At 47.2% G+C, this 4,739-nt stretch carries 3 protein-coding genes; 1 reads left to right on the forward strand and 2 read right to left on the reverse strand.

Going from position 1 to position 4,739, the window contains the following annotated elements; translation table 11 throughout:
* Nucleotides 1-95: 95 nt before the first annotated feature.
* Together SFV55_RS24940 and SFV55_RS24945 are read right to left on the reverse strand one after the other, a co-directional pair.
* Nucleotides 96-1,742, reverse strand: a complete 1,647-nt coding sequence (locus SFV55_RS24940; RefSeq protein WP_320032294.1) for a DUF4139 domain-containing protein — start codon at nt 1,740-1,742, stop codon at nt 96-98.
* A 101-nt stretch (nt 1,743-1,843) separates the two neighbouring features.
* Nucleotides 1,844-3,025 (reverse strand): hypothetical protein, encoded by a 1,182-nt coding sequence (locus tag SFV55_RS24945; RefSeq protein WP_320032295.1) that lies wholly within the window; start codon nt 3,023-3,025, stop codon nt 1,844-1,846.
* A gap of 93 nt (nt 3,026-3,118) precedes the next feature.
* Between SFV55_RS24945 and SFV55_RS24950 the strand changes: the two genes are divergently transcribed.
* Nucleotides 3,119-4,627, forward strand: a complete 1,509-nt coding sequence (locus SFV55_RS24950) for a hypothetical protein (protein ID WP_320032296.1) — start codon at nt 3,119-3,121, stop codon at nt 4,625-4,627.
* Nucleotides 4,628-4,739: the final 112 nt, after the last annotated feature.

The raw sequence follows: 4,739 nt of genomic DNA on the forward strand, positions 1-4,739 counted from the left end.
CGCAGCGACTTAGACCAAGGCTGTGTCAAAGTTACTGCGGTAGCTCACTTCAAAACTCGCTACTCATGTATTCTTAACTCGTAACTCAAAGATTTTTACGGTTTTGCTACCGTCCGATCCTTCGGATATTTCAGCCAATACTTAAAGCGCAAGGTTTTGCTGCCATAGGCCGGAACTTCCAGGTGCCAGAGCAATTTGCCAAAATCTGCCGAGTATTGCGCACCACTTTTTTCCTCCAGTTCCACCGTGATGTCATCTTGTTTGGAAACTGGAATCTGATCCAGAATTTCGATGTTTACAGGGATTTTTTTGTTGTTTTTAACCACAATGTCATAGGCTACCAACTCCCGTTTGAAATTGTTCAGGAACTTGGGCGTGTAGGCCAAATCGGTAGGTTTTACCCGCTTGATGCTGATGTCTTCATCGCGCCCAAGGGAAAGCAGCAGCGTGTCGGACACCGTTTTGGTATCAATTTCGGACTGGCCTACGTAGGTGTCTTTGAAGAAAATCTGCGCCGTTCCCGACAAAAGGCCATAACGACCATAGTTTGGAATTTTGGCCAGCAAAAATACGCCAGGATCCATTTTAGGTACGGCGTGGTATTGGTAAATGGCGTCCATTTGTTCTTCTTTGTAGCGCACCGTTTGGGGTTCGGCACCGGAGACGATGCTTTGCGGCGCCGTGATTTCAAATTCTTCGCCGCTGGCACTCTCCTCTAGCACTACTTCTTCGTCAGTGACTACTACTTCGCCCAAGTCGCCAGGGCCAGAGGAGGGTTTGGCCATGTCCCGACGATCTTCGGTACGAACCTGCGAGAGGTTGTACACATTTCCCCGGCCGGCCGCCAGGCCATCGTCCAGATCACGGATGGGCCGGGCCACGTAATAATCAACATATTGCGGGGTTAAAATGGGACGGTTGTTGTTACTTAGGGGCCGGGCGGAAGACAATTTGAGTTTGACCGCTTGCCAATCAAAGCCGGATTGTTGGCTTACTACGGCTTTGTACACCATGCGCAAGGGTTTGTCGACCGCTTCGGCGCGCAGGTCATAGGCAGGGGTCCAATAGGCCTGGGTGATGAAATACACACAACTGATGTTCAGGGTTTGGGCCGTGGCTGATTCAATTTGTAGCACAATTTCACCCAGGGTTTGGGTCTCGCGGTGATTGAATTTGCGCAGGCGCTCGTTCATACCAGCCATCAGCCGATCTTCCTTGCGGCGCTGGAAAGTGATTTCCAACTGGCGGTTTTTGATTTCGGTGAGGCGTGTGCGGTAGTACTGGGTCATTTCTTTCCAGTCGTTGACACTCAGGGTACTGTTTTCCCCGGCACCTACACGCTTTTGGTTGTCTTGTAAGCTGCTTTCTTCTTTGTTCAGGATTTCGTTTTCAGCAACCAGGCGCAGGATGCGATCGTTGACCGTTTCAATGGAATCCTGCAAGGCCTTTATGGCCGAGCCATTAGGCTGGTTCAGTTCGATGGTTGCCCGCCGAAAAAAAGCTGACAACAAATCCGCTTTGCCCTCAATCCGCACCTGTATGCTATTGGGATTCAGGTCGACGGGTAGTTTTTCAAACACAATTTGGTTGCTGCCCGCCGTCAAACGCACCGAGGCAACATTGGTCAGTTTGGCCCCGCTGCGGTATACGGTTGCTTCCGTGATGCGGGAGGGGATGCGGGTTTCGGCCCAGATTTGCAGACAGGAAAAAAGGAATAAGAGGATGAAAAGGTGTTGTTTCATGGTGATGTTTTTTTACGCACAAGGGAAGGATGCAGGGGATGGGGAAAATGCATACGAAGGGCGAAAGAAACATTACGATTTTTGGGGAGAAATAATTGGGATTAACGTTTTTTCTTCTTCCCCTTCCCTTTTTTCTCAAACAAATCCCCCATTTCTTCAGACAATTGATCAAAATCGTGGTCAGCGGCTTCATCCGCTTCTACTTCATAATACCGCAGCGCCTCTTTTAAAACAATAGGATCTTTGGCCAATTTCAAATTGTGCTGATGGGATTTCAAGGCTTCTTTTGCTTCCTTCACCGCCCGCTGGCGTAAGATTTGGGTGGTAATGGGATTGGCGTGGCAAAGATTTTGGCTGATGTAGCCTTCCAGTCCAGGGGCTTTGCTGGTAGCGTTGAGTTCAGTCTGCAAATCCTGCTCTTGTGCTTTGAGGACTTGCAGGTAGTATTTGAATTCTTTTTCGGGTAAAAGGGTCAAGGCATCGCCTTCTTTTTGCAAGAATTCAGCCTGCAGGCGAAGCAATTCAAAGAGGTCATTGCGCTCGTAGGCTTCATTGACGCGCTGAATGGCTTCGGTCTTGGCGGCCTTTTTGTTTTCATCAATTTCGCGGTCGGGGTGCAAGAGGCGAACCAGGTCACCATAGATGTTTTTGCACACTTTTTGGATGTCCTTTTCTTTTTGGCGCTCCCGTTCTGCTTTTATTTTTTGTTTTTCACTTCTGGCCTGCTGGGCCTCATTTTCAGCGTGTTCCTGGGCTTCGCTTTGTTTGCGTTCAGCGACTTCCCGGGCTTTGCTCAGGATTGTTTCCAGATCATCTTCATCCTCCACTTCAACATCAAGGCCAAAAGAGCGCAGCATTGCTTCGGCCCGTTCCTGGTCGAGCAGCTTTTTTTCCGCTTCCAGTTCCTCGCGCGTTTGGTCGGCATAAAAATTGTAGATATCTGTCAGGGCGGAGAAATCTCTGTCGGTGTCCTGGAAAAGACTATGACAATGCGAGAGGATTAAAGCCGCGATTTTTTTTCGGTCGTTTCGCCCAAAAACTGGATGGGAATAAGCCCGATGTAAAGCCTGCACTTCCTCGACCAGCAAATTTTGTTGCTTGAGGTAGAGGGGAAGGATTTCCTGATGATAAAAAGCCAAACCCGAACTCACCTGGGCTTGCAAGGTTTCCAATTGCAGTTTAAGTTGGTTGATCTTGTTGAGCAAGGTGTTGAACTCCTTGTAACGTTTGGCCCGGGAGCTATTGTCGTTTTGCGCAACTTCGATACTGATTGGCTTTTTCATGGGGCGAAAGTAATTGAAAAGGACATTACTGTGACCGACTTGAACAAGCTTTTTTCTCCTTTTTGATGTATCTTTGCCCTAATTATAATCCACATGAACAATACTTTACGCCAGAAAACTACATTGCTAGCTCTATTGCTGGTTTTTTGTTGGAGAATTCCCGCCAAGGCTGAGGAGTATTTCAGCTACAACAGTTCCATCCAACAAGCTTACCAAAAAGCGGTTGCCCTCCGATTGGATGAAGCAGCGTCGATTTTGAACAAACTCAAGACTCAAGCTCCCCAAAACCTCGCCGTTTACCACATCGAAAATTACCTCGATTTTTTTCGCCTCTACATCAATGAAGATGTGGAAGAATACAACCGCCTCAAAAAACACCTCGACATCCGCCTGGATAAAATCAAAGCAGGTGACCCCCAATCACCTTATTACCTTTATGCCCAAGGGGATATTTTTTTGCAATGGTCCTTGGTCAAGCTCAAATTTGGAGATTTTCTGGGTGCCTTCTCCAACGCAGGTAAAGCCTTTCGTTTGTTGAAAAAAAACCAGGAGAAGTTCCCACAGTTTATGCCCAATTACAAAGACCTGGGGCTATTGCACGCACTGGTTGGCACCATTCCCGACAATTACCAATGGGGGGTAAAGTTGTTGGGAGGGATGCAGGGCTCGATCGCTCAGGGCAAAGCTGAATTGGAAAAAGTAATGCGCTACGCCAAGCAAAACGAGTTTATGTTCGCCGATGAAACCGTGGTCTACTACGCCTTTATGGTCTTACACCTGGAAAACGATGCTGAGGAAGCCTGGAAAATATTACAAAGTCAAAACCTAGATGTAGCTAAAAATCCGCTGCACTGTTTCCTCAAATCAAGTGTGGCATTACGCAGCGGGCACAACACTGAGGCTATTGAGATGTTGAGTCAATACCACAAAACGGCGGGTACGCTGGATTTTCCAGCGTTGGGATTCCAATTGGGTTTAGCCAAATTGCGCCGTTTGGACAATGATGCTGCCCCACATTTTTTGAATTTCCTCACCCGTTTTCGAGGGCGTAATAACATTAAAGAGGCGTACCAAAAACTGGCCTGGTCAGAATTGATCAAAGGCAATACGGCTGGTTACAAGCGTTACCTGCAGTTGTGTACGCAAAGGGGAGTAGCTGATTTTGGTTCAGACAAAAATGCGCAGGAAGAAGCGCAAAACAATTCCATTCCCGATCCTACCCTGGTCAAAGCCCGCCTCCTTTTTGATGGAGCTTATTATCAAAAAGCGCTTGAATTACTAAAGGAAAAAGAAAATTACCGTTGGCCTACTCAGGCTACCCAATTGGAATATACCTATCGCCTGGGCAGGGTGTTGCATGGTATGGAGCGTTGGGATGAAGCCCTTGCCCTGTATCGCCAAACCATCATAAATGGCCGGGAATCCACCTATTATTATGCCTGTAACGCAGCGCTACAGGCAGGTTTGATTTGTGAAGTAAGGAAAAACTACGCGCAGGCCAGGCAATTCTTTGAATTGTGTTTGGGGATGAAGCCGAGTGATTACAAAACGAGTTTACATCAGGCAGCCAAAGCTGGAATTGGCAGGGTGAGCATGGATTGAGGTCTGAGTTCACCAATTTTAATTAAAAAATTGATTATTAGTTAATTATAAAAAAAGCCACTTTGAAAAAGTTTTTTTGAGTGACGAGTTAAGAATACATGACTTACGAGTT

This window comes from Haliscomenobacter sp., assembly GCF_033763495.1.
Classification (GTDB): Bacteria; Bacteroidota; Bacteroidia; order Chitinophagales; family Saprospiraceae; genus Haliscomenobacter.

Excerpts from the sequence above, each read along its gene's own strand:
- SFV55_RS24950 (WP_320032296.1), top strand. The coding sequence starts at position 3,119 with ATGAACAATACTTTACGCCAGAAAACTACATTGCTAGCTCTATTGCTG.
- SFV55_RS24945 (WP_320032295.1), bottom strand. The coding sequence starts at position 3,025 with ATGAAAAAGCCAATCAGTATCGAAGTTGCGCAAAACGACAATAGCTCC.
- SFV55_RS24940 (WP_320032294.1), bottom strand. The coding sequence starts at position 1,742 with ATGAAACAACACCTTTTCATCCTCTTATTCCTTTTTTCCTGTCTGCAA.